The organism is Pseudomonas sp. GD03944, assembly GCF_029839275.1.
GTDB lineage: Bacteria > Pseudomonadota > Gammaproteobacteria > Pseudomonadales > Pseudomonadaceae > Aquipseudomonas.
Map to the genome: position 1 here is coordinate 161,923 of NZ_JAOCAH010000009.1, position 26,428 is coordinate 188,350.

The window sequence follows — 26,428 nt, forward strand, 5'->3', positions numbered from 1 at the left end:
GAAGGTCGGCAAAACAGCCAGCAGCCCAGGGCGGAGCCCTTGGGTAAAAGGGGGAAAATGCATAATCCTTTGCTCCTCGAACGTTTTAAGGAGCCGCGTTCCATCCGTTACCACACGAATGGAGGCGGACCGTGCAAGGGTGGTAAACCGGCGTCCGAGGGAACCGGCCGGGCCGAAGCCCGCCTCACACGGCCCGCCATAGATGCACGAGAAAGCAACAGGCACAAAAAAAGCGCCCGCTCTCGGCTATGGCGCTACCGCGCCTCGAACAAATCCGGGTTACCACACCCGGTCACGGGATTGACCGTGACGGGCGGACTGTAGCGTGGGGGAGGGAGGAGGGCAAGGGGTGGGGGCTGGTATCGGCCCAAAAGCAGACTGTCCTGCAGCGGAGGATAGTCCAACAGCCTGTCGACCACCTTGACGTACATTTCTGCATTCCAAAGGCTAGCTAGCCTAATCATCTTTTTAATGGATGCAGTAAAGAGCAGTCGCGTCGCGAACCGGCGAGGCGCTCTTGCTTCTGCGCGTAAGCTTGAGGAAGACAGGGCGGCCCGCTGAGGTAAGGCACAACATACATGTCCTATTGGTCGATATTGCGCTACATGTTGTGTTTTTCCGTTTCGCTGCTACCTTCTACTAGGCAGGCAACTCACTAGTAGAGGTGTTTCCATGGCAGGCAAAAATCAGCACGTCGTGAAACGTGACGAAGGCTGGGCGGTTCGGGGGGAGGGCAATACTAAAGACACCTCCCACCATCGGACTCAAAAGGAAGCTGCTGACGCGGCGCGCCAGATAGCTCAAAACCAAAAAAGCGAGGTGCTCATCCACGGCCGGGACAACCTGATCCGTGAACGTGACTCCTATGGCAACGATCCTCATCCTCCCAAGGGCTGATCACGACCTCACAGCGCCTCCGGAAGGAGGCGCATCTTGGGTTTCAATGAGATATTCGGTACGAAGATCGTAACGGTGGTTCACGTGCACCTGAATCGAATCGGCTCTACCCGTGGCGGGTTTGGAAGTCATAAGCGACTGACAACCTATGCAGAAGCATCGGATACAGAAATCGAAACCCTTCGAGATTTAGTGATTTCGATCGCCGAACAAAATGGTGAGGCGCCTGGGTCTCTGAACGACCTTCGCCATGAACGGCAAAGCGGCCACCCGCCCCAGATTAAGGTCTTCAACATTCATGCGCCCAGCACTTCATTCAGCGAGCCCTATGCATATTGCGAAGCCTTCGCAGCGCTCAAGGCTGACAACCGGTTCTTCAACCTCGAAGAACTGCCAAGCTGAGACACGGTTCGAAGGGGGGTATTGTTGCTTATCCCCCTTCCGCCTGCCGGCCACGCTCGATTCTTTAGGAAAGCTTGCGCCCGATTCGGAACAAAGCGTCTTCAAGCCAATGGTTGAAAACGCCCTGTGACGCCGGAATCAGCAGTTTTCTTTCCTCTATGCATTGCTCACTGCGGTGCGGTATGGAGATCGACGATGCAGGGGTGGTGGGCGGCTCTGCATAGATCTGGTGAGAAACTCCGTAGATCCCCAGCTGGAACCAGCCTCCCTTACCTCGGCTAATCAAACCAAAAGCTTCTTCCGCAAAGCGTTTTAGCCGGCTGGGCGAGATGTAATAGGAGGCAAAATATTCGACGCCCTTTCCGGGCGCTGCCAGAGGAATAGAAAGCCAGCTCATCCCATTATCGTGATGCCTCCAAGAGGTCTCCTCCGCATCTAGGCCGGTGATGTCTCCCTCGTTAAATGACTTGTAACCACCCTTGATAGAAACCAAGCCCGCCTGAGAAAGCTTGAGGAAAAATTCATCATGCTGGGTGTGCATGGAGCGCAACGTCCCCGAGAGAATAGGCTGCGGCAGAAACACGATCTCTAGGCGATCTTCACGAGGCCGGTTATTCCAATTTCGGCTGTTGCTACGATTCTGCAGGTGCTGAATGAACTCCTGTTCGGAAATGGCACTGCGATTGGCCGCAAATTGGCTTAGCCCTTGGATGATTTTTTCTGAGAGATCACGATCACCTGTGAAGGTGGAACGAAAAAGGCCGTCGACGTAATCGGAAACCTCCCAGTAAAAGCGCTGTTGATCATCCTTGACCGGAACCTCTTCCAAAAAAGCCAGGACGGGTTTATTGGCAGCTTTGGCGCGATGGAACTCCTGCTGAGTGACGGACTCACCTGTATTGGTTTTGAAGCCGAAATCCGCGCCAAGAATCAGTACCACTACGTCGGCTTGGTCAACCTCAGTCATGCATGCGACTTCAGAGGAATAAGGTCTTGCTCCAAAATCCTCACACATCACTGGGGTGTGCCCCAACAGTGAAACTGCTTTTTTGGCGGCCGCACGATAGTGCTCAAAATTCCGTACTACAGAGCTGATAAACACGTTCATAGCAGTCCCCCATCACAAATAGGCCACATCCGTTTCGTCTCATCATACCGGCCGCTTTACTCGAAGGGACAGCAGCCGAAAAGCTAGCCGCGTAGCGGAGGCGGACCAGCACCGATCACCTACACGCTCCCGAGACATCTCCGGCTTCCAAGCGCAGCTGTACATAGTTCCTCATTCCTGATCGCTCAGGCACTCTATCCTCCGCACCGCATTCTGATTCGAAGGAACGACGTCATGAGTGGATATGTCCCGAACAACAGGGATGAGCGTCCCGTCCCGCAACCCGCCCCCTATGAAGGGGATTTCGACAAGCAGCCTCCACGCCCGCTTGTTGTGGAGAAGCCCAAGGCGATAGCGACCGAGGTGCCCAAGGCTGGTTGTGTATTCGCCAAGTCCTGCAACTTGCCAGATGGCGTGATCGATCACAGCAACCCTGGCGGTTTTGTACCGTTGGAGCCGCTGAAGGACTATGGCGATTGGGCTGTGCTGGCTACCGCCGCAGCCGTCAGGGCGGGTGGCACGCCATTGCAGATGATTGGTGGCTCTACGTCCGCCGTGTCCCTCGGCAGTCGAATTGGCGGTGCTCTTTCGCTCGGTTTGGCAGAAAGCGCGGGAGCCCTGGCCGGAGGTGCCGTGCTCGGCGCGATCACGCTGCTGTTACCCAACACCAGCTTGGCCACCGACAGTGCGTTTTATACCAAGGAGCAGTATCAGGCCCTGGAGGTCGGGCGAACCCGGGTGCGGGTACAGATCAAGCACCTCGTCGACGGCTCTGTGGATGCTTATGGTTTTTACACAGGGCGGAACCCCAGTTGGGAAAACGTGCCCGTCATTGCCGCTACGGCCAGAGGCGAACAGTTCGCTGCCGATATCGGGCAGGGAATCGAAGTGATCTGGACGCCGGCAGCTGACCCGAACCAGCTCGGCATCCCTGCCTTGGAACCAGCGCCGAAGTTACCGACGATATGGGTGTATCCGTCGGCGGAGCAGGCGGACAAGGTGCTGGTCAATCCAGTCCTTCCTCCGGACTATCAGGATGCGATCATCTGGTTCCCGGCCACGGATATTCCGGCCATTTACGTCGTTCTCAGTGTTCGTAACGAGCCGGGAGTTGTGACCGGCGTGGGGCAGGATGTCGTAGGCATATGGTTGGCTGATGCAGGGAAGGCGCTTGGTTCGCCCATACCGACCCGAATTGCCGACAAAATGCGCGGCAGGGAGTTTTCGAGATTTGATGACTTTCGTGAAGCGTTTTGGATGGAGGTTGCTGCAGATCCAGAGCTAAGCAGTCAGTTCTCTGCTTCCAATCGAGTCATCATGCGCGATGGTGGAGCGCCCTTTGTCATTCAGACTGAGGCAGTCGGTGGTCGTCAGCTCCATGAAATACATCATGTTGAAAGAATTGTTGATGGCGGCGCGGTTTACGATGTGGATAACCTCAGAGTTACTACACCCAAGAATCACATCAGAATTCACACGGATAACAAGTGATCGATATGGATTTTTTGAGCAAGCAAAAACTTGAAGACTATACCGAGGCCGATTTTTTGCGGCTTCTGCGAGAATTCTTTGAGAATCCCAGTAGGCTAAAAGGTGCGGCGTTGGAGGCTCATTTGACAGAGCTGTCGCAGCATTTTGTAAAGCTGGTTGACCACCCTAAGGGTACGGATTTGATTTTCTACCCAGAGGCTGGGGCTGAAGACAGTCCGGAGGGCGTGCTGTCAGTGGTGAAAGAGTGGCGCGCCAAGCAGGGGTTGCCAGGCTTCAGGTCTTGAGTGGAAAGTGCTGCGCTTTCCAAGTTGATTGCGGCAACAATCAGCTGAATGTGGCTGCTGAACTAGCTACTCACCCACCGCTGCCGCGCCCATCCACTCAGCCCATCCACCGCCAGCACCAGCAGCAACATGGCCAGGATGACGGTGGCGGCCTGGGCTTCCTGGAACAGGCTGAGGGAGACGTAGAGCATCTGGCCGAGGCCGCCGGCGCCGACGAAGCCGAGGACGCTGGCCATGCGGATGTTGTTTTCCCAGCGGTACAGCGAATACGCCACCAGCTGCGGCCAGACGCCGGGCAGGGTGCCGTAGCAGAAGGCGGCGATGCGCCCGCCGCCGCTGAGGCGGATGGCGTTGGCCGGTTCGGCGGGGGTGTTTTCCAGGGCTTCGGCGAACAGGCGGCCGAGCACGCCGGCGGTGTGCAGGGCCAGGGCCAGGGTGCCGGCGTTGGGGCCCAGGCCTGCGGCCAGCACCATCAGCGCGGCCCACACCAGTTCGGGGATGGCGCGCAGGGCGTTGAGCACGAAGCGCGTGGCGTGCAGGGCCACGGCGCCGAAGCGGCCCGACGCCGGTAGCGCGAGTGCCAGGCCGAGCAGCGCGGCCAGCAGGGTGCCGATGGCAGACATGGCCAGGGTTTCCAGGGCGCCGCGGCCGATGGCCTGCAGGTGCGGTGCGGAGAAGTCCGGCTGCAGGAAGCGGCTGGCGTACTGGCCCATCTGGCTGAGGCTGTCGCCGGCCACCAGGGCGCCGAGGTCGATGCCCAGGTAGACGAACGAGGCGATCACCGCCGCGAGGAGGGCGACGAGCAGGACCAGGCTGCCGGCTCTCATAACAACCTCGCCCGCAGCAGGCGGCTGAATTGGTCGGCCAGCAGCACCAGCACCAGGAAGGTCAGCAGCATGCTGGCCACTTCGCCGCCGGCGAACATGCGCATCGACAGGTCGATCTGCTGGCCCAGGCCACCGGCGCCGACGAAGCCCATCACCACCGAGGCGCGGATGGCGCACTCCCAGCGGTACACGGTGTAGGAAAGCATTTCCCCGGCGGCATTGGGCAGCACGCCGTAGGAGAAGGCCGCCAGGCGACCGCTGCCGGCGCCGAGCAGGGCGCGGGCGGGGCGGGTGTCCACCGATTCGAAGATTTCCGCGTAGACCTTGCCGAGCATGCCGGCGTAGGTGATGGCGATGGCCAGCACCCCGGCGGTCGGGCCCAGGCCCACGGCGCGCACGAACAGCAGCGCCCAGACGATCTCCGGCACGCTGCGCAGGAAGATCAGCAAACCACGCACCGGCCAGCGCGCCAGTTGTGCCCACCAGGCCGGGCGCCCGCCCCGGTGCACCGCCGAGAGCGACAGCGCGCGGCTGGCCAGCAGCGAGGCGGGGATGGCGATCAGCAGCGCCAGGCTCATGCCGGCGGTGGCGATGGCCAGGGTTTCCAGGGTGGCGCGGCCGAGCAGGGCGAGGAACTCGCCATCATGCGCAGGCGGCCAGAAGTCGCCGAGGAAGTTGCCCATGGCCCGGGCGTTGTCGCCGTTGACCAGCACCGCCAGGTCCAGCTCGCTGAGGTTCAGGCCGGGCCACAACAGCAGCACGGCCAGCGCAGTGATCAGCAGGCGCGGGATGGCGGCCGGGTCGCGGTGGTCGGTGTTCAGCATCGCGGGATATGGGCGGGCTGGGGCGGTGCCACGGGGCTGGGGGCGGCACTCAGTTGTTCGTTGGCGTACAGCGCATCCAGTTGCTCGGGGCGGATCGCCTCGGGCGGCAGGTCGAAGGCGATCCGCCCTTCCCGCACGCCGATGACGCGGGGGAAGTGCGCCAGCGCCAGCTCCACCGCGTGCAGGCTGGCGAGCAGGGTGGCGCCCTGGTCGGCGGCTTCGCGGTTGAGCACGGCCAGGGTGTGGCCGGCGAGTACCGGGTCCATGGCCGATACCGGCTCGTCGGCGAGGATCAGCTCCGGTGCCTGGTACAGCACCCGGGCGATGCCCACGCGTTGCAACTGGCCGCCGGAGAGCTGGTCGCAGCGCTCGAACAGTTTGTCACCCAGGTCGAGGCGGGCCAGGGCGGCTTTCGCCCCGGCACTGTCGAGCGGGTACAGCAGGCTGGCCAGGCTGCGCAGCAGCGACCACTGGCCGAGGCGCCCGGCGAGCACGGCGGTGACCACCCGCTGCCGGGGCGGCAGCGGCGGTGCCTGGTGGATCAGGCCGATGCGTGCGCGCAGGCGCTGACGCTGGTGGGTGTCCAGGCGCCAGGGGTTGTGCTGCAGCAGGTCGAGCTCGCCACGCGTGGGTTGCAGGCTGGTGGCCAGCAGGCGCAGCAGGGTGGTCTTGCCGGCGCCGGAAGGGCCGATGATGGCCACCCGTTCGCCGGGGGCCACCGTCAGGTCGATACCGTCGAGCGCAACCGTGCCGTTGGCGTGGGCCAGGCCCACGCCACGCAGGGCGATGCTCACTTCAACAGGCCGGCGGCCCGGGCGGCTTCTTCGATGCCCTGGTAGTTTTCCGGCTTGGTCTCGATGAAGCGGCTGGCGGCCTGCAGGTCGAGAATCGCCTTGTGCTCCGGGTTGGCCGGGTCGAGGGCGAGGAAGGCAGACTTGATCTTCTCGCTCAGGGCCGGGTCCAGGGTGCCGCGCACGGTCCAGTTGTAATCGAAGTACGGCGGGGTGGTGGCGATCACGTTGACCTTGCTGGTGTCGACCTTGCCGGCGGCAACCAGTTTGTCCCACACCGAGGCGTTGAGCACGCCGCCGTCGGCCTTGCCAGCCTGGACCCAGGCCGCAGTGGCGTCGTGGGCGCCGGAGTAGGCCACGCGGCTGAAGAATTCTTCCGGCTTGATGCCGTCCTGCAGCATGAAGTAACGCGGCATCAGGCTGCCCGAGGTGGAAGACACCGAACCGAAGGCGAAGGTCTTGCCTTTGAGGTCCTGCAGGGATTTCACCGCCGGGTCGGCGCTGATGATCTTGCTGGTGAATTTCTCGTCTTCGGCACGCTGCACCAGGGGGATGGCGTTGCCGGTCTTCAGGCGGGTCTGGACGAAGGTGAAGCCACCCAGCCAGGCCAGGTCGAGGCGGTCGGCGGCCAGGGATTCGACCACGGCGGCGTAGTCGGCCACGGGGACGAATTCGACCTTCATGCCCAGTTGCTGTTCGAGGTAGGCACCCAGCGGCTTGAACTTGCGCAGCAGTTCGGTGGGGGCTTCGTCGGGAATGGCCGAGACGCGCAGGGTATCGGCGGCTTGGGCGATGACGGCGGACACGGACAGGGCGATGCCGGCGACGAGCGCCAGGGTAGGCTTCAGCATTTCGGGTTCTCCGGTTCAATAGCGGGGAAAGCTGGCGGAGTATAGAGACGCAGCGGCAACTTCGCAGCTTCGATTTGTGCACCAGCGCCCTGTGCACTGCGGTTACCATGCGCCTTCTGGAGAACCTGACGGAGCTGCCACCATGACTGCCACGCTGCCTGCCATCGCCTTTGCCGGTATCGGCCTGATGGGCCTGCCCATGACCCGTCGCCTGCTGGCTGCCGGTTACCCGCTGACGGTGTGGAACCGCTCCCCGGACAAATGCCAGCCGCTGCTGGAGCAGGGCGCGCACCGGGTCGAGAGCCCCGCCGAACTGTGCGCCGAGGCCAGTATCGTGATGTTGTGCCTGGCCGACACTGCCGTGGTGCGCGAGGTGGTGTTCGGCCCCGGCGGTATCGTCGAGGGGGCCAAACCGGGGCAACTGCTGGTGGATTTCTCCAGCCTGGAGCCGGCAGCCACCCGTGAGATGGCGGCCGAGTTGGAGCAGCGCACCGGCATGCGCTGGGTGGATGCGCCGGTGTCCGGTGGCACCCCCGGTGCGGCGGCGGGCACCCTGGCGATCATGGCCGGTGGCCGCGAAGAGGATGTGGAGCGGGCGCGTCCGGTGCTCGCCCACCTGGGCCAGCGCCTGACGCGCATGGGCGAGGTGGGCGCCGGCCAGGTGACCAAGGTCTGCAACCAGATGATCGTCGCCTGCAACGCCCTGGTGATCGCCGAGGTGGTGGCGCTGGCGGAGAAGGCCGGGGTCGATGCCGGGTTGATCGCGCCCGCCCTGGCCGGTGGCTTCGCCGATTCCAAGCCCTTGCAGATTCTGGCGCCGCAGATGGCCGCCAGCGAATTCGAACCGATCAAATGGCACGTGCGCACCTTGCTCAAGGACCTCGACACGGCCGTCAAACTGTCCCGCGAAGTCGGCTCCGCGACGCCCGTCTCGGGCCTGGCCGCACAACTGATGCGCCTGCACGGCAGCCAGGGCAATCTGGACCGTGACCCCGCCACCCTGGTGAACCTGCTGCGTGAGGAAAAACCATGAAGTTCTCTGCCAACCTGTCGATGCTGTTCACCGAACTGCCCCTGGCCGAGCGTGTCGTCGCGGCGGCTGCGGCCGGCTTTGACGGTGTGGAAATCCAGTTCCCCTACGAGATGCCTGCGATCCAGTTGAAGGAAGCGCTGGAGCGTGCCGGCCAGCCCTTGCGGCTGATCAACCTGCCGGCCGGTGATTTCCGTGATGGCGGCCCCGGGCTGGCCGCCGTGCCGGCCCGCCAGGCGGAATTCGACGCCGCCCTGGACGAAGCCCTGACCTACGCGGCGATGGTGCGCCCGGCCCTGATCAACGTGCTGCCCGGCCGGCTGGCCGACGGCGTCACCCGCGAGCAGGCCCTGGCGACCCTGGCCGCCAACCTGCGCAAGGCGGCTGATGCATTCGAGCTGTTGGGCATCGTGGTGCTGGTGGAGGCGATCAACCCGCTGGATATGCCGGGCTTTCTGGTCAACACGCCGGAGCAGCTCGACAGCCTGCTGAAGGCCGTGGATCACCCCAACTGCCTGGCCCAGTACGACCTCTACCACATGGCGCGCCAGGGCCTGGACCTGGCGGCGGGCGTGGCGCTGCTGGCCGGGCGCATCGGCCATGTGCAGTTCGCCGACAGCCCCGGTCGAGGCGCGCCCGGTACCGGGCAGGTGGCCTTCGCCCCGGCGTTGCAGGTGCTGCACGACAGCGGTTATGAGGGCTGGCTGGGCGCCGAGTACAAGCCGGACGCCGCCGGTACGCGGGCGAGCCTTGGGTGGCTGGAAGCGTGGCGGGCGAGCATGCCGGGCCAATAGGCCGGGAATCAGACCGAGGTCTCCGCATCCTGCTGGGTGAAGCTCTCCACCCGGTTGCGGCCGTTTTCCTTGGCGCGATAGAGCATGCGGTCGGCGTGCTGCACCAGCTCACGCAGGGTCTCGCCGTCGTACCACTGGGCCACGCCCACGCTGACGGTCACGCTGATCTCGCCCTCGATGGGCTTGGCCGCCATCAGCACCCGCACCTTCTCGGCGAAGCGGGTGGCGTCCTCGAGGTTGGTGTGGGGCATGAGGATGATGAATTCCTCCCCGCCCCAGCGGCACAGGCTGTCTGACTCGCGCAGGTGGCGGTGCAGGCGCTGCGCCACGTTGTGCAACACCGCGTCGCCGGTTTCGTGGCCGTGCTCGTCGTTGATCCACTTGAAGCGGTCGATGTCGAGAAACGCCAGCGACAGCGCCAGCCCGTAGCGCTCGGCGCGCTTGATCTCGTGGGCGGCCACTTCCTCCAGTTTCGAGCGGTTCCACAGCCCGGTCAGGCGGTCGGTGCTCGCCAGCTTCTGCAGCTGCGCGTTGGTGTTCAGCAACTCCTGCTCGGCCAGGCTGCGGCGGTCCACCTCCAGGCGCAGGCGCTGGCTGAGGTGGGCGAAGCGCAGGGCGATGGCGCCCAGCAGCACCAGGGCCAGGGTCGCGGCCACCACGATCACGTAGAGCAGGTGGTTATCGGGGGTGGTCTTGCCGTGGTAGATGAAGCCGTCGAGCCTGATCGGCCCCTTGGCCATGCCCAGGTCGACGTAGTGGCGGGCGATGGTCTGCCAGCGCCCGGGGTTCATGTGTCCCAGCTGCACCAGCTCGGGCATGATCAGTTTCTTCAGCTCCTGGGCCTCGAAGCGCAGGTGCCCCAGGTCCTTGTTCGGCGCATAGCGCTGGTGGATGAGCTGCACGGCTTCTTCGGTGTTTTCCAGGGCGTACTGCCAACCCTTGAGGCTGGCCTGGACGAACGCCTCGACCTGTTCCGGCCGCTGGCGCAGCAGGCCCTCGCGGGTGGTCAGCACGTCGTTGTAGAAGTTGACCCCGTATTCGCGCGGGTTGATCAGCCGGTAGGGCACCTGCTTCTGCTGCAGCCAGTAGGGCTCGTTGGAGATGTAGCCGTCGTAGGCGTCGGTGGTGCCGTCGACCAGGTCCTGGGGGTTGTAGCTGGTCTGGCGGATGTCCATCGCCGCCGGATTGATGCCTTCGCGCGCCAGGGTGATGCGCAGCTCGGCGCTTTCCGGCGCCGGCATCAGCATCACCCGTTTGCCGGCCAGGTCCAGCGGGGTGTAGATGCCGGAATCGGCCCGCACGATCCAGACGATGGGCGAACTCTGCATGATCGCGGCCAGGGCCACCACCGGCTTGCCCTGCATGCGCGCGATCACCACGCCGCTGTTGGCGATGGCGAAATCGGCTTCGCCCGAGAGCATGGCGTCGATGGGTTTGCTGGCGCCCGGGCCGCCCTCGCGGATCTCCACCTCCAGCCCGGCGTCCCGGTAGAAGCCCTTTTCCAGGGCCATGTAGTAACCGGCGAACTGGAACTGGTGCAGCCAGCGCAGTTGCAGGCTGAGGTTTTCCAGGGCGTTGGCCTGACTGGTGCAGAACAGCGCGGCGAGGATCACGCCGAAGTGAATGCCGTATGAACCGATCGAAAACCTGGGGCGCAGGGTCGCGGAAGCGTGACGCGGGTGCGGAGCAGACATATCAGCCTATGGCGATTTGCCAGTGTTTGCCTGCTAAGAACATGGACAGGGAATGCCACGCCGTCAAACCGCTCAGCCCGAGAGCAGACGAGCGGGTTTGATCGGCTCGCGGTGCTGCAGCAGGAAGGCTTGCAGCGCCTCCAGCGACAGGGGCTTGCTCAGCAGGTAGCCCTGGATGAAATCGCAGCCGTGCTTGCGCAGGAAGGCCAGTTGCTGCTCGTTTTCCACCCCTTCGGCCACCACCCGCAGGCGCAGGGTGTGGGCCATGCCGATGATGGCCTGGATGATGTCCATGCCCTGGGTGGAGGTGGGGATGTCCTGGATGAACGAGCGGTCGATCTTCAGCGTGTCCAGCGGCAGGCGGCGCAGGTAGGCCAGGGAGGAATAGCCGGTGCCGAAATCGTCGATGGACAGGCTCACTCCCAGCTCGCGGATCTGCTGCAGCAGGTCCACCGCCAGGTTGACGTTGCCCATCAGCGCGTTTTCGGTGACCTCCAGCTCCAGGCGTTGCGCCGGCACGCCATGGATCTCCAGCGCCTCGCCGACTTCGCGAGCCAGCGCCTCGCGGCTGAGGTTGAGGGCCGAGCAGTTCACCGCCACCTTCAGCTCCGGGTAGTTGCCGCCTGACAGCAGGTGCAGGTCCTGGCAGGCACGGTGCAGCACCCAGTTGTCCAGCTCGGCGATGAAACCGTTGGCCTCGGCGATGCCGATGAAGCGGTCCGGGGTCAGCAGGCCGTGCTCGGGGTGCTGCCAGCGCAGCAGGGCTTCGAGCTTGCTGAGCAGGCCGGTGTTGAGCTCGAGGATCGGCTGGTAGTAGAGCTGCAGGCCCATTTCCTGTTTCAGGGCGAGGCGCAGCTCTTCTTCCAGTTGCAGCTCGATACCCGCCTTGGCTTTGAGCTGGGCGTTGAAGAAGTGCGCGTTGTTGCGCCCGCTGCCCTTGGATTGGTACAGCGCCATGTCGGCGTGCTTGAGCAGTTCCTCGCTGGTGGTGCCGTCGTCCGGGAACAGGCTGATGCCGATGCTGGCGGTCATCACCATGCAGCGCCCGGCCAGGGAAATCGGGTCCTTGAGGTGCAGCATCATGCGCTGCGCCAGCTGCCGCGCTTCCTCCTTGCTGTGCAGGCTGGCCAGCAGGCAGAACTCGTCGCCGCCGAAGCGGGCGATCACGTCGTTTTCCCGCAGCGCGCCGCGCAGGCGCTCGGCGATCACCTTGAGCAGCTCGTCGCCGGCATCGTGGCCCAGGCTGTCGTTGATGCGCTTGAAGTGGTCGATGTCGATGAACATCACCGCCAGCGGCTTGCCGCGCTGGGCGTGGTCGCGCAGGCGTTCGGCGAAGGCCTGGTTGAGGCCGCGGCGGTTGAGCAGGTTGGTCAGGGCATCGAAGTCGGCGATCTGCTGCAGCGAGGCCTTGGCATGGCCCAGTTGGCTGAGCAGGGCGTTGACCCGCATCAGGTCGCGTTCCTTGTGCTGCAGCTTGCGGTCGGCCCAGGCCGCGCCCAGGCTGCTGGCCACTGTCACCAGGGTGATGCCGGCCACCACCAGCGCCAGTTGCAGGCTGTTGTTGGCGCTCTGCAGCTGCAGTGGCGTGCCCTCGGGCACCACCAGCACCATCGACCACATGCCGGTGAAATGCATGGACGCCACCGCCAGGCCCATCACCAGGCTGGCGCCGTACTTCAGCCACTGGTGGGTCTGCTCGTCGCCCTGGCGGAAGTACAGCCCCAGCATCAGCGCGGCGAGGCTGGTAAGGATGGCGATGGCGATGGACAGGGCGAACAGCCCCGGCTGGTAGTAGAGGGTGGCGCTGGAGCGCATCGCGCCCATGCCGCTGTAGTGCATGGCGGCGATGCCCAGGCCGATCAGCACGGCGGCCAGCAGGCATTGCGTGGCGCGCAGCTCGCGCTGGCTGAGCATGCGCATGGTCAGCACGGCGGCCACCAGCACGATGAGCAGGGACAGCAGGGTCATCTGCAGGTCGTATTCGATCGCCACCGGCGCCTTGAACGCCAGCATGGCAATGAAGTGCAGGGACCAGATGCCGCCCGCCAGGCACAGCGCACCGACCCCGCGCCAGCGCCGACGCCCGGCCTCGCTGTCGGCCTGGGTGGCGCGTTCCGCCATGTTCAGGGTAGCGAAGCTCGCACCGCACATGACCACGTAGGCCAGGGCCACCAGCCAGGGGTTGTGTGTGCAGTCCAGGAGTATCTGTCCGCTCTCCGGCATGGCGGAGGTGAAACGCAGGTTCAGCCAGTCCATAGCGTGCGTACTCGTATTTTCATCCAGGCCAGGGCCTGCCGACGTCATGGGCATAGTGCCCAGTATAGTGAGCGTGCTCAGGGCGCAAGTCGGTGCCGGCCAGGCCGGGTAAACGATTGGCTATGTGGGTTATAGCCGGCCGGACTGAAAACGCCCAGTCGGCGGCGACCCGCAGGCCGCCGCCGACCCCGGCTAGCGGCTGTAGTCGTTGAGCGAGATGACCCGGGTCTTGCCGATCCGGTGGCGGTAGATCTCGCGCAGGTACTTGATGGCTTTCTTCACGCTGTCGCGGGACAGGCGGATGTCGTTGATCGAGACGAACTTGTCCTGGTCGTGGATCAGCTCGCGGTACTTCTTCTCGTACATCGGCTTGATCGCGTACCAGTTGGTGTCGAGGATCTTCGCCGGGTTCTCGTACTCGTTGAGCATGGCGTCGACCCGCGCTTCGTCGAAGTGCTCGGCGACGATGAAGTCGAGCACCGCCTGGTCCAGGCTCTCGTCGAAACGGTGCTGGTCGCGGGCGAAGCAGCGCTTGATGAAGGCCACGATCAGCGTCAGGAAGTCGTCCGACAGGCACGGGCTCTTGACGATCAGGGTGGTCAGCGACAGGTTGGCCGAGGCGCCGATGACCAGCGCGTAGCGCTTGAGCGTGGTGTTGGGGAACAGGTTGTTGAGGTGGGTCTTGAGCCGGTTGAGGTCGATGTAGGACAGCTTGTAGTCCTTGGGCAGCGAGACGATCGACACCACCGAGGAGCAGTTCTTGAAGAAGTGCAGGTCGCTCAGCTCGCTGGCGTCGTAGCCGGACTTCTTGTACTGCTCCAGGGCCGCGCGGTAGCGCTTGGATTCCACCGGCAGCAGGCTGATGCCTTCGATGGCCTGGGTCACCTTGTTGAAGTGCGGCAGGTCGATGGAGCGGAAGAACAGGTCGTCGATGTTCAGCCGCGGCGGCTCCTTGTCCAGCACCCGGAATTTCTCGGCGTTGGCGGCGGCGTGTTCCGGCACTACCGACTCGGCGTAGGCCACGGCCACCGGCCCGGCCAGGCTCATGAACAGGTCGTTGGCGTCCAGGCGGATGGTTTCGCCGATGTCGATGCCGGCGCGGCGGAAGTAGTTCTGGTCGTAGTCGGTGGTCACCGCCTGGGCGGTGAGGATGTTGAAGATCTGCTGCGAGATGTACTGGTTGGCGTGGCGCTCCATGGCGTTCACGTCGATGTTCTGGATGTTGCCGTCGTCGCTCTCTTCGGCGTAGCGCATGATGTCGTTGGAGATCAGCATCATGGCGTTCCACGGGCGGATGCGGCGCATCACGCTCTCGTCGCTGTTCTCCTCGTTGTCGAAGTTGTAGGAGAAGTCCCACTCCTCGGCGAGGTACTTGCACAGCAGGCGGCCGGCGTTGATGTGCAGGGCCTCGGACATCTCGCTGCGCTGGTCGGAGATGTTCGGCAGGATGCAGATGCCGCTGGTGAAGATCGGCTCGAACACGAAGCTGTGGTCGCGGTTCTCGCCGCTGTCCTTGATGTGCTTGCTGTCGAAGGTCTTGCTCATGTACGCGTACTGCTGGGCCAGGCCGAATTCGGAGGCCATGCCCGAGCCGGTGCCGCCGCCGGCGCTGAAGATGTAGAAGTACAGGCGCGACTGGTTGGCCTTGATCCCGCAGGAATCGATCAGGTAGCTGTGGATGAACTTCCAGTCGGCGTTGGAGAAGCGCTGGGTGTCCTTGTTGAGGATGATCTTGGCCAGGTACTGGCCGAGGATCGGCGCGTTGCCGGCGCCGCCCGCGTGGACCTCGGACAGGTCCATGATCTTCATCTTGTTGTAGTCGCTGAGAAAGCCGCTGGTCTCACCCTTGCACGAGAAACGGATACGGCCTTCGATGTCCTTGTCCAGGTCGCCGAGCATCACCAGCGGCTCGATCAGGAACACCGGTTTGGCGCCCTTACTCGGCGCGCGCAGCAGGTTGCTGCGAATCCAGCGGGTGGGGCGGAAGTCCTGTTCGGTGGTGGCGTTCTCTTCGCTGTGGAATTCGTTGAGGTAGAACTGCCGTGCGTTGTAGACCAGCGAGGCGACGTCCAGGGCGATGTTCGAGCCGCAGCGCCCGAGGCCGATCAGGCACACCGAGGGGAAGTGCTGGACGCGGCGCAGTTCGGCGTCATCATCGGGGCTGGCCAGGGGAAACACCAGGCTGCGCAGGCCATCGAGGTTATCGAGGATGCGGTCGATGTCGCGCTCGGTGAAGTACAGGTATTGCTCACCGCTTTCGTCGAGTTTTCTCGGCATGGCCGGGGGCGGTAGGAGCGTGTCGGCCAACCCCGCCAGGGTGGCTTCGGGAACAGCAGCGGAAACAACGTCTTTTTTAGTTTTCATCGTCGACAATCCGGGCTTTAAAGAGGGGAGGCATATGGCCATACCGCATGGAGCAGCGCTGTTTTTAGCATAGAAATGCAGCGAACGTGCTGTCTCTCGGCGGGCATGTCGTACCGTCGATCGACCGCATCTGAAAACGACGCAGGGCGGGGAAGGGGAGGCTCGGGGCGCGCAGGTCGGTGCGCGCCCCGAGTGGGCCGTCAGCCGGCGAGGGGGTGACGCGGGGCGGCGGGCGCCAGGGTTTTCAGGTCATGCACCGGCACGGCGGCGGCCGCGGTTTCCAGCGGCTTGGCGTGCAGGCCCCAGAGCGGGTGTTGCGCCGGTTGCTGCCACAGTTGGCGGTGCAGGCGGGTGAGCATCACCGGGTCGCTCAGCAGGGTCAGCCTGGTGGTGGCGTCGAGCTTGTCCGGCCCGGTCTTCAGGGCGTGCTCCACCAGGCGCTGGCGCGCCTGCTCCAGCAGCGGCGCATGGCCATGGCGGGCCGTGGCCATGGCGCAGGCCAGGGCATTGGGGTAGGGGCTCAGCACCGCCTGGACGAAGCCGTTTTCCAGGGCGTTCTCGCGGTTCTCCCGGGCATAGGCGTAGGTCGAGACCAGTTCCTGGGGCGGCTGGTATTCCTCGGGGATCAGGAACAGCCCGCTGTCGCGGCTGCGCAGACCCAGGCTCAGCCGGCTGGAAATCACCGACACCGGGATAACCAGCATCAGCGACACCACGATCGGCGCCAGCCACCACAGGAAGTTCGGGTCGAGCCAGGCCACGCCCGCGGCCCAGCCGAGGCCGAGCAAACTCTGCCAGCCGTGGCGGCGGGTCGCGTCGCCCCAGGTGGTGAGGCCGTTGTCGCGTTGCGGTGAATTCCACTTCACCGACCAGCCGAGGAATGCCGCCGTCACGAACTGGGTGTGGAACAGCATGCGCACCGGCGCCAGCAGCACCGAGAACACCATCTCCAGCAGCATGCTCAGGGTGACCTTGAACGCACCGCCGAATTCGCGGGCGCCTTTCAGCCAGATCAGCACGATGCTCAGCAGCTTGGGCAGGAACAGCAGCGTCAGGGTGGTGGAGAACAACGCGATGGCCTTCTCCGGGTTCCACTGCGGCCACACCGGGAACAGCTGCCCCGGCACCAGGAAGTACTGCGGCTCCATCAGCGTGTGCACCGCCAGCAGGGCAGTGGACAGCACCAGGAACAGGAACCACAGCGGCGCCGATAGGTAGGACATCACCCCGGTGAGGAACACCGCGCGGTGCACCGGGTGCATGCCCTTGACCAGGAACAGGCGGAAGTTCATCAGGTTGCCATGGCACCAGCGGCGGTCGCGCTGCAGTTCGTCGATCAGGTTCGGCGGCAGTTCTTCGTAGCTGCCCGGCAGGTCGTAGGCGATCCACACGCCCCAGCCGGCCCGGCGCATCAGCGAGGCCTCGACGAAGTCGTGGGACAGGATCGCCCCGGCGAATGCCCCCTTGCCCGGCAACGGCGCCAGGGCGCAGTGGTCGATGAAGGGCTGCATGCGGATGATCGCGTTGTGCCCCCAATAGTGCGATTCGCCGAGCTGCCAGAAGTGCAGGCCGGCGGTGAACAGCGGGCCGTAGGCGCGGGTGGCGAACTGCTGCAGGCGGGCGTAGAGGGTGTTCATGCCGACCGCCACCGGGGCGGTCTGGATGATCCCGGCCTGGGGGTTCTGCTCCATCAGCCGCACCAGGCTGGCCAGGCTGTGGCCGCTCATCACGCTGTCGGCATCGAGCACCACCATGTAGCGGTAGTCGCTGCCCCAGCGGCGGCAGAAGTCGTCGATATTGCCGCTCTTGCGCTTCACCCGGCGCCGACGGCGGCGGTAGAAGATGCGGCCGAAGCCCTGGGTCTCGCGGCACAGCTCCAGCCAGGCGCGTTGTTCGGCCACGGCAATGTCGGCATCGCCGGTGTCGCTCAGCACGAAGAAGTCGAAGTGCTCCAGCTCGCCCTTGGCCGCCAGCGACTCGTAGGTGGCGCGCAGGCCGGCGAACACCCGGGGCACGTCTTCGTTGCAGATCGGCATGATGATCGCGGTGCGCGCCTCGGCGGGGATCGGCGCATCACCCGCGCTGCGCCCGGAAATGCCGTAGCGGTCGTAGCCGCGGCGCAGCTCCCAGAAGCCCATCAGGGCGGTCCAGAAGCCGGCCGAGACCCAGCAGAACAGAATCGAGAACAGCACCAGGATGCTGCCCTGCACCAGGTAGGGCAGGACCTGGGTCAGGCTCTGTTCCCAGCTCTGCTGGGTGACTTCCTGCAGCTTGATCAGCGACCAGCCCTGGTAGGGCAGGATGCTGTTCATGTACCAGGTGGCGACGCTGGTCTGGCCGAGCATGAGGATCAGCAGCACCATGCGCCGCCAGGAGCCGACCTGGCGCCAGCGGGCTGGCTCCAGTTGTCGGCGGGGCGGGGCCGGGCGGTTCTTGCGACCGGTCAGGCGGCGCCAGACGCGCACCAGGATGTTGGTGCGCCACGGCTCGGGAATCATCCGGGTGCGGCGCACCGGCGGGGCCGCAGCGAGCACCGTGCGGCCCTCGCTGTCGGTGCCCAGCAGGCCGCTGTCTGCCACCTCGGGCCCGGCGCCCAGCGCCAGGCGGCGGGCGATGGAGGCATCCAGCGCATCGTCCGCCGTGCCCGCCTGTTGGCCGGCCAGGCGCCGGTGCAACTCGATGAAATCCGTCTCCTGCGCCAGGACCTCGGCGTCGTCAGGTGGGAGATCCAGGCTGGCGAGGTAGTCGCTGGGCCGGCCGGAGCGAGTCGGCGTGGTGTGGCTGTTCATGGCGGGGTGACCGTGTTGGCGGGGAGCTGGTAGCTCCAGGTTTCACTGATCGCGTGGTTGTCCTTGCTCAGTGCCGCGCGCAGTTCGACCGGCTGCTTGGGGTCCTTGACCTTGAACCGCAGGGTCACGCGCCAGCCCTTGGTGGCCGTGTTGTAGCGCAGGCTGTTTTCCATGAGTTCGGCGTTGTCGCTGGTGCTGACCTGGGTCTGCAGCGGCGTGTCGCCCGGCAGCTTGGCCAGGGCCGGCCCTTCGAAATCCACCAGCAGGGTGATGCTGTCGTCCACCTGGCGGATCAGGTTGGCCTGCTTGTCTTCACCGGCCGAGCGCAGGGTCTGGGCGACCCAGGCGTTTTCCGGTTCGTGCAGTGCGGGTTCATCCATCGTCCAGTGCATGCGGTAGGCGATTTCCAGCGGCTCGCCCTGCTTGGGCCGTTCCTTGGGCGACCAGAAGGCCACGATGTTGTCGTTGGTCTCGTCCGGGGTGGGGATTTCCACCAGCTCCACCTGGCCTTCGCCCCAATCGCCCTTGGGCTCGATCCAGGCACTGGGGCGCAGGTCGTAGCGGTCGTCGAGGTCTTCGTAGCGGGAGAATTCGCGACCGCGCTGCAACAGGCCGAAACCGCGCGGGTTGTTCACCTGCCAGGTGCTCACGGCGAGGTGGCGCGGGTTGTTCAGCGGGCGCCAGATCCACTCGCCGTCGGCGGTGTGGATGGCCAGGCCATTGGAGTCATGCAGGGCCGGGCGGAAGCTGTTTTCCTGCGGCGGGTGGCGCGGGTCGAAGAGGAACATGCTGGTCAGCGGGGCGACACCGACCTTGCTGACGTTGTCGCGGAAGAACACCTTGGACTGCACATCGACCACCGCATCGGCGCCGGGGCGCAGCACGAAGCGGTAGGCGCCGGTGGCGCGGGGCGAATCGAGCAGGGCGAAGATCACCAGGTGGCGGTCTTCGGGCTTGGGCCGTTCGATCCAGAACTCGCGGAAATAGGGGAATTCCTCACCGCTGGGCAGCGCGGTATCCAGCGCCAGGCCACGGGCGGAGAGGCCGTAGATCTGGTCCTTGCCGATCACCCGGAAATAGCTGGCGCCGAGCACGCTCATGATCTCGTCCTGCTTGTCCTTGCGGTTGATCGGGTACATCACCCGAAAGCCGGCGTAGCCCAGGTTGCGGGTAGCCTGCTCGTCGAACGTCATGTCGCCGAAATCGAAACGCGAGGGGTCGTACTTGATTTCCTTGACCGTGGTGGCGGTGACTTCGTTGATCTTCACCGGGGTGTTGAAGTGCATGCCCTGGTGGTAGAAGCCCAGCTTGAAGGGCGTATCCCGGTCGCTCCAGTGGAACTTCTCCGGTCGCGGCTGGATTTTCTGGTAGTCGGCGAACTGCAGCTCACTGAATTCCGGCGGCAGGTTGCTGGTGGGGGCGCTGTAGGTCTCTTCCCCGAGCGCCTTGGCCTTGGCCGCTACATCGTCCAGCGAAAAGGCCTGAGCCTGCACGGCGGCCAGTAGTGAAGCGCTGCCCAGCACGCCAAGCAGAACCGAGCGGACACGGGTGGACTCCACCGCTTTGACAGTACGTAGAAACACGGATCCTCCTGGACGAAATCCTGAAAAAAGAAGCGCCCGGTTTGCCCGGGCCCTGTTTTCCGACCCTCACAGGGGCAAATGATTCCTCTGCCGAGGCGCATCCGTGCTGCGCGTGGCCTTGCGGCTCACAGGCAGGTACTTGAGCATCCACTGGCGCATGGGCACCACGGCGTTCTCCTGCGCCCACACACATAGGGCGATGGTCAGCAGCAGGAACAGCGGGTACAACCAGATCGACAAGGGTTGCTCGCCCGCCTGCAGGGCGCAGGCCTGCCAGTTCTCGAAACAGCCGGGCGAGGCCACGCCCAGCAGCTTTTCCGAGCGCGAGAACAGGGTGAACGCCGGCACGTGCAGCACGAACAGCGGCAGCGAGGCGGCGCCAAGCCGCTTCGACCAGTGCCGCACCCGTTCGCTGGCCGGGGTGGCGATCAGCGCGCAGACGTAGATCAGCGCCAGCTGCGAGGGCAGCAGCAGGCCGTTGTGCAGCAGGAAGTACCAGAACTGCTCGCCCTTGACCAACCAGGCCGCGCCCAGGAAACAGGCTGCGGCGAAACCGCCGAGCCACGCCTTGGTCAGGCTGCTGGGCTCGCGACCGGCGTCGCGGTACTGGCGAAACAGGGCGTAAAGCACGATGCCGGCGAGGAACTCCGGCAGGCGGACCAGCGGCATGCGGTGCAGCATGCCGGTGATGGGCATGCCGTATTCCTCGCTGTAGATCATCCACACCGGCGGGATCAGGTAGATCACCATCAGCGCCGCCAGCCAGGCCCACTTGTGCTTCACCGCCATCAGCCGGGGCGCCAGGAACGGGAAGGTCAGGTAGAAGAAAAACAGCGTGGAGATCGACCACAGCGGCGGGTTGAACGTCAGGTAGTAGGGGTTCCAGGCGTGCAGCATGAGCAGTTGCAGCACGCTGTTGAGCAGCAGCTCTCCGTCGCTCATCCAGTGTTCGAGGATCTCCCGGGACGCGCCGCCCAGGTCTTCGTTGGTGTCGTACACGACGAAGCGCAGGCTGGCCTTGGTGTCGTCCGGCGGGATGCCCAGGTTGCTGATGACGAAGATCACGCTGACCGTCAGCAGCAGGGAAAACAGGTGCAGCGGGTAGAGGTTGGCGAAGCGCCGGCTGAGGAAGCTGCGCCCCGGTTCGCGCAGTTGCCCGTACCGGCAGTAGACGTGGGCGAGCAGAAAGCCCGACAGCACGAAAAAACTGCTGGTGGCGAAGAAGCCGACACCGGCCAGGTCCTGCATCCACGGCAGTTTCTGCTCGTCGGGGTAGGCGTGCAGGGTGTGGAAGATCACCACGTACACCCCGAGCAGAAAGCGCAGCCACTCCAGGCCGATGAAGTGCTCCGTATGGGCTCGGCTCACGGTTGTCCTCCGGTTGGTTCGATTCAGTCCTTGAGCACGCCGAGCCCGGCGTTGCCGGGCATCAGGGCCGAGTCAGATGTGTCGCGGGCTTGGCACCGGACAGGGGTTGGACCGCGGTGATTCGTGTTTGATCGCCGCCCGCTTTCATCGGGGCGCCGCAGCGGGGGTCGCATCGGGCTGTATAACCCCAGCGAATAGTCGCAGACAGGCCCGCAGGAAGGCTCTAGATTGCTGCTTGCATAACCTGCACTCGGGTGCTGCCAAGGTCGGTGGCGCGCAATAACAACAATCACGAGACGGATGCCATGCAGCACACCCAGCAAGCCGCGAATGCCTGGCGCATTCTGTTCCTGCTCTTTCTCGCCAACCTGTTCAACTTCTTCGACCGCACCATCCCGGCGATCATCAACGAGCCCATTCGCCTGGAATGGAGCCTCAGCGATTTCCAGTTGGGCCTGATCGGCACGGCATTCACTCTGGTCTATGCGATTACCGGCGTGCCCCTGGGGCGCATGGCCGACACCGGGGCGCGGCGCAAGATCATGGGCTGGGGCCTGGCGGCCTGGAGCGGGCTGACCGCCGTGAACGGCATGGCCTGGAATTTCTGGAGCTTCCTGCTGATCCGCATGGGCGTCGGCGTGGGTGAGGCCAGCTACGCGCCGGCCGCCAACTCGCTGATCGGCGACCTGTTCCCGGCGCACAAGCGCGCCCGGGCCATGGGCATCTTCATGCTGGGCCTGCCGCTGGGGCTGCTGCTGGCGTTCTTCACCATCGGCGCCATGGTCAAGGCCTTCGACAGCTGGCGCGCGCCGTTCTTCATCGCGGCGGTGCCGGGGCTGATCCTGGCGGTATTCATCTTCTTCATCAAGGAGCCGGCCCGCGGCGCGGCCGAAGCCACCCCGGTGGCCACCGGCGCGGTGGACAAGCCGCTGCGCAAGGTCCTGGCGATCCGTACCTTCTGGTGGCTGGTGATGGCGGGGCTGGCGTTCAACTTCGCCACCTATGCCTGCAACTCGTTCATGGTGCCGATGCTGCAGCGCTACTACCTGCTGCCGCTGGAGCAGGCGGCCATGGCCACCGGCCTGATCGTCGGGGTGACCGGCCTGGTCGGCCTGACCCTGGGGGGCTGGCTGGCCGACCGCATCCACCAGCGTTGGGCCGCCGGGCGCTTGCTGTTCGCCGCGTTCAGCATGCTGGTCGCCACCCTGTGCACCGGTTATGCGCTGTTCTCCGGGCGCATCGACATCGCGGTGTTCGTGGCGGTGTTCAGCATCGGCTGGCTGTTCTCCTACAACTTCTACACCTGCGTCTATACGGCGATCCAGGACGTCATCGAACCGCGCCTGCGGGCCACGGCCATGGCGCTGTTCTTCGCCGGCCTGTACCTGCTGGGCGGCGGCCTGGGGCCAATCGGCGTGGGCCTGCTGTCCGACCACTTCGCCAACGCGGCGATGCTGGCGGCGGGGGCCACGGAAATGACCGAAGCCTTCAAGGCCGTGGGCCTGCACGACGCCATGTACCTGATCCCGGTGGCGCTGTTCATGACCATGCTGGCGCTGGTCATGGCCTCCCGCTGCTTCGTCACCGACGCCGCCCGCATGCGCGCCGGCATGGAAGCGCAGGTCGATACGCCTGACGCAGGACTGCAACCGGTTCGGGGGTGAGGACATGAATCGCCGGTAGCAGGGTCTGCGTTTCGCGGCTTGTGCTGATCGTTCCCACGCTCCGCGTCCCCAACGATAGGCGATGGTGGACAAGCTTCGCGTTGTCCACCCTACGTCAGGCTCATGATCGTTCCCACGCAGAGCAAGGGCGATCAACCAACCCTCGTGGGAGTGGCTTCAGCCGCGACGCCCCTAAAAGCTCGCGGGCAAGCCCGCTCCTACAGGGAGCAGGCGGCAATCCTGATCGTTCCCACGCTCCGCGTGGGAACGCCTCCCGGGACGCTCCGCGTCCCCAGCGATGCAGGCGATGGTGGACAAGCTTCGCGTTGTCCACCCTACGGCTGCGGTCGCCTCTGTAGAACGGGCTTGCCCGCGAGCTCGGCGGTGGATGCTCTGCACATGACGACCGGTGAATCACCCATTGCGCGGAACCACAGAAACCACAAGGCCCGCAATCGCGGGCCTTGTGGTGTTCGGGGCAGGGTGCCTTAGCCGGCGACCAGCACCCGGATCGCTTCCAGGCGCAGGGCGGCCTTGTCGAGCATGGACAGGCCTTGCTCGCGCTGCTGGCGCAGGGCGTCCAGTTCGCTGTCGCGCACACTGGGGTTGACTGCCTGGAGGGCGGTCAGGCGCGCCAGTTCTTCGTCCAGGTCCGCGGCCAGCTGACGCTTGGCTTCGGCGACCCGCTCGTTGTGGCGCGGCGCGATCTTGGCTTCACCGGCATTGATCTGCGGGTTGAGCACATCGCGCTGGGCCTGCACGAACTTGTTGGCGCTGGCGCGGGGCACGCTTTCCAACTGGTCGTTGAGGGTCTCGAACGCCACCTTCGACGCCAGGTCGTTGCCGTTGCCATCGAGCAGGCAGCGCAGGGCCGCCGGCGGCAGGTAGCGGCCCAGTTGCAGGGCACGCGGGGCGACCACTTCGCTGACGTACAGCAGTTCCAGCAGCACGGTACCGGGCTTGAGCGCCTTGTTCTTGATCAGCGCCACGGCGGTGTTGCCCATGGAGCCGGAGCGCACCAGGTCCATGCCGCCCTGCACCATGGGGTGTTCCCAGGTGAGGAACTGCATGTCTTCGCGGGCCAGGGCCAGGTCGCGGTCGTAGGTGATGGTCACGCCTTCGTCGTCGCCCAGGGGGAAGCTGGCGTCCAGCATCTTCTCGCTGGGGCGCAGGATCAGGGCGTTTTCCGAGTGGTCTTCGCTGTCGATGCCGAAGGCGTCGAACAGCTGCTCCATGTAGATCGGCAGGGCGAACTGGTCGTCCTGTTCGAGGATCGCCTCGACCAGGGACTCGCCTTCACCGGCGCCGCCGGAGTTGAGCTCCAGCAGGCGGTCGCGGCCGGCGTGCAGTTCGCTTTCCAGGCGCTCGCGCTCGGCGCGGGCTTCGTCGACCAGGGCTTGCCATTGGCCGTCTTCGCCACCTTCGAGCAGCGGCAGCAGGCGGCTGCCGAACTGGTGCTGCAGGGCATTGCCGGTGGGGCAGGTGGCCAGGAAGGCGTTGAGGGCCTGGTTGTACCACTGGAACAGGCGCTCCTGCGGGCTGTTCTCCAGGAACGGCACGTGCAGCTGGATGCGGTGCTTCTGGCCGATCCGGTCGAGGCGGCCGATGCGCTGTTCCAGCAGGTCCGGGTGAGCCGGCAGGTCGAACAGCACCAGGTGGTGGGCGAACTGGAAGTTGCGGCCTTCGCTGCCGATCTCGGAGCAGATCAGCACCTGGGCGCCGAACTCTTCGTCGGCGAAGTAGGCCGCAGCGCGGTCACGCTCGAGGATGTTCATGCCCTCGTGGAATACCGTGGCCGGAATCCCGGAGCGCACGCGCAGGGCGTCTTCCAGGTCCATGGCGGTCTCGGCGTGGGCGCAGATCACCAGCACCTTGAACTTCTTGAGCATCTTCAGGGTGTCGATCAGCCACTCGACACGCGGATCGAAGCGCCACCAGCGCTGGTCGTCGTCGACTTCGCCCTGGGCCTGGTAGCTGACTTCCGGGTACAGGTCCGGGTGCTCGCCGATCGGCAGCTCCATGTACTCGTCGGGGCTCGGCAGCGGGTAGGGGTGCAGCTCGCGCTCCGGGAAGCCCTGCACCGCGGCCCGGGTGTTGCGGAACAGCAGGCGGCCGGTGCCATGGCGGTCCAGCAGTTCGCGGATCAGGCGCGCCGAGGCTTCGCTGTCGCCATCGGCCACGGCGCCGAGCAGGGCTTCGCCTTCGGCACCGAGGAAGTTGTGGATGGTCTGGTGCGCCTCGGGCGACAGGCGACCTTCTTCGAGCAGCTCCTGCACCGCTTCGGCCACCGGCTTGTAGTGGGCGCTTTCGGCACGGAAGGCTTCCAGGTCATGGAAACGGTGCGGGTCGAGCAGGCGCAGGCGGGCGAAGTGGCTGTCCTGGCCCAGCTGTTCCGGGGTGGCGGTGAGCAGCAGCACGCCGGGGATGACTTCGGCCAGTTGTTCGACCAGCGAGTACTCGCGGCTGGCCTTTTCCGGGTGCCAGACCAGGTGGTGGGCCTCGTCGACCACCATCAGGTCCCAACCGGCGGCGAACAGCGCGTCCTGGGCCTTCTCGTCTTCGCACAGCCATTCCAGGGCCACCAGGGCCAGCTGGCAGTCTTCGAACGGGTTGCTGGCGTCGCTTTCCATGAAGCGCTCGGCATCGAACAGGGCGACGTCCAGGTTGAAGCGGCGGCGCATTTCCACCAGCCACTGGTGCTGGAGGTTTTCCGGGACCAGGATCAGCACGCGGCTGGCGCGGCCCGACAGCAGCTGGCGGTGCAGCACCAGGCCGGCCTCGATGGTCTTGCCCAGGCCCACTTCGTCGGCCAGCAGGACGCGCGGGGCGATGCGGTCGGCGACTTCACGGGCGATGTGCAACTGGTGGGCGATGGGCTGGGCGCGCACGCCACCCAGGCCCCACAGCGAGGACTGCAGTTGTTTGCTGGTGAATTCCAGGGTGCGGTAGCGCAGGGCGAACCACGGCAGCGGGTCGATCTGGCCGGCGAACAGGCGGTCGCTGGCCAGGCGGAACTGGATGAAGTTGGAGAGCTGGGTTTCCGGCAGGGTGACACTCTGGTGCTGCGCGTTGAGGCCGTGGTAGACCAGCAGGCCATCGACGTCGTCGACTTCCTGGACGGTCAGCTTCCAGCCTTCGAAATGGGTGATCTCGTCGCCCGGGGAGAAGCGCACCCGGGTCAGCGGCGCGTTGCGCAGGGCATATTGACGGGTTTCGCCGGTCGCCGGATAGAGCATGGTGAGCATGCGGCCATCCTGCATGAGGACGGTCCCCAGGCCCAGTTCGGCCTCACTGTCACTGATCCAGCGTTGCCCCGGTTCGTACTGCGCCATGCCTGTCTGCCTCCCGCGTGAAAAAGCCGACTATGGTAACGGAACGCCGGCTCAGGCCAAAGACGCATTCACTGCAATT

At 65.0% G+C, this 26,428-nt stretch carries 19 protein-coding genes; 7 read left to right on the plus strand and 12 right to left on the minus strand.

The annotated features are described in order from the left end of the window. Positions 1-672: 672 nt before the first annotated feature. Both N5C28_RS15640 and N5C28_RS15645 read left to right on the plus strand, forming a co-directional pair. Positions 673-897 carry a DUF2188 domain-containing protein gene (locus N5C28_RS15640; RefSeq protein ID WP_017136943.1) on the plus strand — a complete coding sequence of 75 codons (225 nt, stop codon included), beginning with the start codon at positions 673-675 and terminating at the stop codon, positions 895-897. 36 nt (positions 898-933) lie between these two features. Further along, positions 934-1,299: a hypothetical protein gene (locus N5C28_RS15645; protein ID WP_279823679.1), complete on the plus strand. Its 366-nt coding sequence runs from the start codon at positions 934-936 to the stop codon at positions 1,297-1,299. Positions 1,300-1,363: 64 nt separating this feature from the next. On the opposite strand, the gene N5C28_RS15650 is transcribed toward N5C28_RS15645, so the two are convergent. Further along, on the minus strand, positions 1,364-2,407 hold the full coding sequence (locus N5C28_RS15650) for a DUF4062 domain-containing protein (RefSeq protein WP_279823681.1): 1,044 nt from the start codon (positions 2,405-2,407) through the stop codon (positions 1,364-1,366). 234 nt (positions 2,408-2,641) lie between these two features. On the opposite strand from N5C28_RS15650, the gene N5C28_RS15655 reads away from it, so the two are divergent. Together N5C28_RS15655 and N5C28_RS15660 are read left to right on the plus strand one after the other, a co-directional pair. After that, positions 2,642-3,898 carry an S-type pyocin domain-containing protein gene (locus N5C28_RS15655; RefSeq protein ID WP_279823682.1) on the plus strand — a complete coding sequence of 419 codons (1,257 nt, stop codon included), beginning with the start codon at positions 2,642-2,644 and terminating at the stop codon, positions 3,896-3,898. 5 nt (positions 3,899-3,903) lie between these two features. Next, entirely contained in the window at positions 3,904-4,182 is a 279-nt protein-coding gene (locus N5C28_RS15660; protein ID WP_279823755.1) for a bacteriocin immunity protein, read from the plus strand. A gap of 62 nt (positions 4,183-4,244) precedes the next feature. Here the strand turns inward: N5C28_RS15660 and phnE are convergent, their stop codons facing one another. Genes phnE through N5C28_RS15680 form a run of 4 tightly spaced genes read right to left on the minus strand, consistent with a single transcriptional unit; the run spans position 4,245 to position 7,475 of the window. Then, positions 4,245-5,009: a phosphonate ABC transporter, permease protein PhnE gene (gene phnE, locus N5C28_RS15665; RefSeq protein WP_279823683.1), complete on the minus strand. Its 765-nt coding sequence runs from the start codon at positions 5,007-5,009 to the stop codon at positions 4,245-4,247. Next, positions 5,006-5,833 (minus strand): ABC transporter permease, encoded by an 828-nt coding sequence (locus tag N5C28_RS15670; protein ID WP_279823684.1) that lies wholly within the window; start codon positions 5,831-5,833, stop codon positions 5,006-5,008. Before N5C28_RS15670 ends, phnE begins: the two co-directional genes overlap by 4 nt. After that, entirely contained in the window at positions 5,827-6,627 is an 801-nt protein-coding gene (locus N5C28_RS15675) for an ATP-binding cassette domain-containing protein (protein WP_279823685.1), read from the minus strand. Before N5C28_RS15675 ends, N5C28_RS15670 begins: the two co-directional genes overlap by 7 nt. Next, on the minus strand, positions 6,624-7,475 hold the full coding sequence (locus N5C28_RS15680; RefSeq protein ID WP_279823688.1) for a putative selenate ABC transporter substrate-binding protein: 852 nt from the start codon (positions 7,473-7,475) through the stop codon (positions 6,624-6,626). The genes N5C28_RS15675 and N5C28_RS15680 overlap by 4 nt, the downstream gene beginning before the upstream one ends. A gap of 142 nt (positions 7,476-7,617) precedes the next feature. On the opposite strand from N5C28_RS15680, the gene N5C28_RS15685 reads away from it, so the two are divergent. Then, entirely contained in the window at positions 7,618-8,508 is an 891-nt protein-coding gene (locus tag N5C28_RS15685) for an NAD(P)-dependent oxidoreductase (RefSeq protein WP_279823689.1), read from the plus strand. Beyond that, a complete protein-coding gene (locus N5C28_RS15690; protein ID WP_279823691.1) occupies positions 8,505-9,299 on the plus strand; it encodes a TIM barrel protein in 795 nt (264 codons plus the stop codon). Before N5C28_RS15685 ends, N5C28_RS15690 begins: the two co-directional genes overlap by 4 nt. An 8-nt stretch (positions 9,300-9,307) precedes the next feature. Here the strand turns inward: N5C28_RS15690 and N5C28_RS15695 are convergent, their stop codons facing one another. The 6 genes from N5C28_RS15695 to N5C28_RS15720 form a co-directional block, all read right to left on the minus strand. Next, complete coding sequence (locus N5C28_RS15695; RefSeq protein ID WP_279823693.1) at positions 9,308-10,993, minus strand: GGDEF domain-containing protein; 1,686 nt, start codon at positions 10,991-10,993, stop codon at positions 9,308-9,310. Positions 10,994-11,065: 72 nt separating this feature from the next. After that, positions 11,066-13,249, minus strand: coding sequence for a bifunctional diguanylate cyclase/phosphodiesterase (locus N5C28_RS15700; protein WP_279823695.1), 2,184 nt, complete (start codon positions 13,247-13,249; stop codon positions 11,066-11,068). A 192-nt stretch (positions 13,250-13,441) separates the two neighbouring features. After that, positions 13,442-15,613, minus strand: a complete 2,172-nt coding sequence (locus N5C28_RS15705) for a hypothetical protein (protein ID WP_279823697.1) — start codon at positions 15,611-15,613, stop codon at positions 13,442-13,444. 200 nt (positions 15,614-15,813) lie between these two features. After that, positions 15,814-18,402 (minus strand): glucans biosynthesis glucosyltransferase MdoH, encoded by a 2,589-nt coding sequence (gene mdoH / locus N5C28_RS15710; protein ID WP_279823698.1) that lies wholly within the window; start codon positions 18,400-18,402, stop codon positions 15,814-15,816. Continuing rightward, positions 18,399-19,961, minus strand: coding sequence for a glucan biosynthesis protein G (locus tag N5C28_RS15715; protein ID WP_279823757.1), 1,563 nt, complete (start codon positions 19,959-19,961; stop codon positions 18,399-18,401). The genes mdoH and N5C28_RS15715 overlap by 4 nt, the downstream gene beginning before the upstream one ends. A gap of 90 nt (positions 19,962-20,051) precedes the next feature. Continuing rightward, on the minus strand, positions 20,052-21,353 hold the full coding sequence (locus N5C28_RS15720; RefSeq protein ID WP_279823699.1) for an acyltransferase: 1,302 nt from the start codon (positions 21,351-21,353) through the stop codon (positions 20,052-20,054). A gap of 305 nt (positions 21,354-21,658) precedes the next feature. On the opposite strand from N5C28_RS15720, the gene N5C28_RS15725 reads away from it, so the two are divergent. Further along, the gene (locus N5C28_RS15725; RefSeq protein WP_279823700.1) at positions 21,659-23,017 is read left to right on the plus strand and encodes an MFS transporter; all 1,359 of its coding nucleotides are present in this window, start codon (positions 21,659-21,661) and stop codon (positions 23,015-23,017) included. 488 nt (positions 23,018-23,505) lie between these two features. Here N5C28_RS15725 and rapA read toward each other — a convergent pair whose 3' ends face one another. Continuing rightward, positions 23,506-26,349, minus strand: a complete 2,844-nt coding sequence (gene rapA, locus N5C28_RS15730) for an RNA polymerase-associated protein RapA (RefSeq protein WP_279823702.1) — start codon at positions 26,347-26,349, stop codon at positions 23,506-23,508. Positions 26,350-26,428 lie beyond the last annotated feature (79 nt).

Excerpts from the sequence above, each read along its gene's own strand:
- N5C28_RS15640 (WP_017136943.1), top strand. The coding sequence starts at position 673 with ATGGCAGGCAAAAATCAGCACGTCGTGAAACGTGACGAAGGCTGGGCG.
- N5C28_RS15650 (WP_279823681.1), bottom strand. The coding sequence starts at position 2,407 with ATGAACGTGTTTATCAGCTCTGTAGTACGGAATTTTGAGCACTATCGT.
- N5C28_RS15655 (WP_279823682.1), top strand. The coding sequence starts at position 2,642 with ATGAGTGGATATGTCCCGAACAACAGGGATGAGCGTCCCGTCCCGCAA.
- N5C28_RS15660 (WP_279823755.1), top strand. The coding sequence starts at position 3,904 with ATGGATTTTTTGAGCAAGCAAAAACTTGAAGACTATACCGAGGCCGAT.
- phnE (WP_279823683.1), bottom strand. The coding sequence starts at position 5,009 with ATGAGAGCCGGCAGCCTGGTCCTGCTCGTCGCCCTCCTCGCGGCGGTG.
- N5C28_RS15670 (WP_279823684.1), bottom strand. The coding sequence starts at position 5,833 with ATGCTGAACACCGACCACCGCGACCCGGCCGCCATCCCGCGCCTGCTG.
- N5C28_RS15680 (WP_279823688.1), bottom strand. The coding sequence starts at position 7,475 with ATGCTGAAGCCTACCCTGGCGCTCGTCGCCGGCATCGCCCTGTCCGTG.
- N5C28_RS15685 (WP_279823689.1), top strand. The coding sequence starts at position 7,618 with ATGACTGCCACGCTGCCTGCCATCGCCTTTGCCGGTATCGGCCTGATG.
- N5C28_RS15690 (WP_279823691.1), top strand. The coding sequence starts at position 8,505 with ATGAAGTTCTCTGCCAACCTGTCGATGCTGTTCACCGAACTGCCCCTG.
- N5C28_RS15695 (WP_279823693.1), bottom strand. The coding sequence starts at position 10,993 with ATGTCTGCTCCGCACCCGCGTCACGCTTCCGCGACCCTGCGCCCCAGG.
- N5C28_RS15700 (WP_279823695.1), bottom strand. The coding sequence starts at position 13,249 with ATGGACTGGCTGAACCTGCGTTTCACCTCCGCCATGCCGGAGAGCGGA.
- N5C28_RS15705 (WP_279823697.1), bottom strand. The coding sequence starts at position 15,613 with ATGAAAACTAAAAAAGACGTTGTTTCCGCTGCTGTTCCCGAAGCCACC.
- mdoH (WP_279823698.1), bottom strand. The coding sequence starts at position 18,402 with ATGAACAGCCACACCACGCCGACTCGCTCCGGCCGGCCCAGCGACTAC.
- N5C28_RS15725 (WP_279823700.1), top strand. The coding sequence starts at position 21,659 with ATGCAGCACACCCAGCAAGCCGCGAATGCCTGGCGCATTCTGTTCCTG.
- rapA (WP_279823702.1), bottom strand. The coding sequence starts at position 26,349 with ATGGCGCAGTACGAACCGGGGCAACGCTGGATCAGTGACAGTGAGGCC.